The following is a 2,161-nucleotide window of genomic DNA, read 5'->3' as shown; positions in this document are numbered from 1 at the left end:
CTTTCAAAAATAATCAGTTAAGCGTTAACTGATTAAATATAAAGCTACTAAATGAAGTACCAAGATATTCCAGCTGAGAAATTACATCAGATAAAAACCCTGGGCCAGTTAAAAGCTGCCGGTTATGAACCAGAGACTGTGAAGCACGAGCTGCGTCGCAATCTGATCAGGAAATTGCAGAACAAAGAGGAGATTTTCCCGGGCATCTGGGGCTACGAAGAAACCGTGATTCCGGACATGCAGCGCGCCATCCTTTCGATGCACCACGTAAACTTGCTTGGCCTGCGTGGCCAGGCTAAAACACGTATTGCACGCCAGATGGTAGACCTGCTGGACGAGTATATACCTGTAGTAAAGGGATCGGAGTTGAACGACGATCCGCTACAGCCGCTGTCGCGCTTTGCAAAAGACCAGGTGCAGGAGCATGGTGATGATACAGCCATTGAATGGCTGCACCGCTCTGACCGCTATACAGAGAAGCTGGCTACCCCTGATGTGTCTGTTGCCGACTTGATTGGTGATGCCGACCCGATAAAAGCGGCCACCCTGAAGTTGCCTTATTCTGATGAGCGGGTAATTCATTTTGGCCTGATACCGCGTTCGCACCGGGGCATATTTGTGATAAACGAGCTGCCCGATTTGCAGGCCCGCATCCAGGTGGCGCTTTTTAATATTTTGCAGGAAGGCGATATTCAGATCCGTGGTTTTAAGGTGCGCATGCCGCTGGATATACAGTTTGTGTTTACGGCTAACCCGGAAGACTATACCAACCGAGGCTCCATTGTAACGCCGCTGAAAGACCGCATCGACTCCCAGATTATTACCCATTATCCGAAGGATATCGAAACAGGTAAAAAAATTACCAGCCAGGAAGCGAAAGTAAAAGCAAGACAGGGTGAGCTGGTGCAGACCAACGACATCATCGGCGACCTGATAGAGCAAGTTGCTTTTGAAGCGCGTGAGAGTGAGTATGTGGATGCTAAGAGCGGTGTATCGGCACGCTTGACAATCTCAGCCTTTGAAAACCTCTTAAGTGCTGCTGAGCGCCGTGCCTTGCTTAACGGCGAGAGCAAAACCTATGTGCGCGTTTCTGACTTTATGAGCACCATACCTTCTGTAACAGGAAAAGTAGAGTTAGTGTACGAAGGCGAGCAGGAGGGCGCAGGCCATGTGGCGCAGGTGCTGATGGGCAAGGCTATTCGAACCCAGTTCCTAAATTATTTTCCAGACCCCGACAAAGCCAAGAAAGCAAAGAAAGGCAACCCGTATAAAGCTATCACAGACTGGTTTGGCGATGGCAAGACCATAGATGTGCTGAATGATGCATCGGGAGAAGAATATAAGAAGGCGCTTCTTCAAGTGCCGGGGCTAGCCGAGCTGGTAGAAAAGCAACAGCCTGAAGCCAAAGGAGACGAAAAGCTGTTTATGATGGAGTTTGCACTGCATGGACTTGCTGAACATAGCCAGTTGAGTAAAAACCGCCTTAGCACCGGACTTCAGTTTAAGGATCTACTGAGTGGGATGTTTACCATGCCAAGCTTTGGCGAAGAGGAGGAAGACGAGGACTATTAATGGAGTTCTGAGTTTCGAGTTATATTTTGGAAAAGGCAGGAGTTGTTAAAGCTCCTGCCTTTCTTTTTCTATTAGTATCTTGTAAAGGCAGCATGTTTGTATAGCCGATGGGGGAGGCTGGCGCTTATATTAGCCGCTGCAGGTAGTGCTTAAGTATTAGTGGCTGGGAAAGAAAGCTTAATAGTAGTGTATGATAATAACAAAACATGTTTGTATTGTAAGCTTCACTGAAAGTCGGCCATTTGAAAGTTAAAGTAAACTTTGCATCCCAAAGGGTATTATGCTTTTGTAGATTGTTATGTGTTTGTTATTTCTTCTACAACGGGTGTCCTTAATATCCTATTTATTTTTGGCTGTACTAACCAAATCCCAATTGGGAAAAAGAACAATCCCAATAAAAGAGCCGTGTATTCAGTAGGTTTCCCACATAGCTCTTTCTCAATCGTATGAATGGAATAAGCTGTGAAATGAACTAAGTAAGCGTATGAGTAGAGAATATAAAAAGTAAAGGGAATATATACCACATCTTCCATCCATATATGGCATAACTGTCCTGTTCCGAAGAAATATGGTAACCCTCTGTGAGCAG

The 2,161-nt window shown here is 45.9% G+C and carries 2 protein-coding genes; one reads left to right on the top strand and one right to left on the bottom strand.

Translation table 11 applies throughout. From position 1 onward, the window contains the following. Positions 1-51 precede the first annotated feature (51 nt). Positions 52-1,572, top strand: coding sequence for a sigma 54-interacting transcriptional regulator (locus ACFQ2O_RS21365; protein ID WP_377532878.1), 1,521 nt, complete (start codon positions 52-54; stop codon positions 1,570-1,572). A 296-nt stretch (positions 1,573-1,868) separates the two neighbouring features. Here ACFQ2O_RS21365 and ACFQ2O_RS21360 read toward each other — a convergent pair. Continuing rightward, on the bottom strand, positions 1,869-2,161 hold a 293-nt coding region (locus ACFQ2O_RS21360), incomplete at its 5' end, for a hypothetical protein (RefSeq protein ID WP_377532876.1).

Origin of the sequence: Pontibacter rugosus, from assembly GCF_042678745.1 — a bacterium.
In the GTDB taxonomy this organism is placed as follows: domain Bacteria; phylum Bacteroidota; class Bacteroidia; order Cytophagales; family Hymenobacteraceae; genus Pontibacter; species Pontibacter rugosus.
The sequence above is the reverse complement of the archived record's forward strand: the minus strand, read 5'-3'. Positions and strand labels throughout refer to the sequence as shown.